We start from the raw sequence: 239 nt of genomic DNA on the forward strand, positions 1-239 counted from the left end.
GGGGGATTGATGGCGGCGAGGCGGTGGATGCGCTTCGGGTATCGCGCGGCGAGCGTGAGTCCAAGACATCCGCCGATCGCTACCCCGGCGACGTCTACTGCGTCGGTCACCGAAATGTGGTCCAACAGGGAGACAATGTCGTCTGCGAGCTGCGCGAGGGACACCGGCGCGCGGATCTTTTCGGATCCTCCCGAGCCGCGTACGTCGCACCGGATAATTCGCCGGTCGGCCGCCATCAG

General features: G+C 66.1%; 1 protein-coding gene. It reads right to left on the reverse strand.

What is annotated here, in order from left to right; translation table 11 throughout:
• Positions 1 to 236 (reverse strand): alpha/beta fold hydrolase (locus tag SB659_RS20435; protein ID WP_410551757.1); only part of this gene is annotated, 236 nt, incomplete at its 3' end.
• Positions 237 to 239 lie beyond the last annotated feature (3 nt).

It is taken from the genome of Arthrobacter sp. SIMBA_036, assembly GCF_046535135.1.
Lineage (GTDB): Bacteria > Actinomycetota > Actinomycetes > Actinomycetales > Micrococcaceae > Arthrobacter.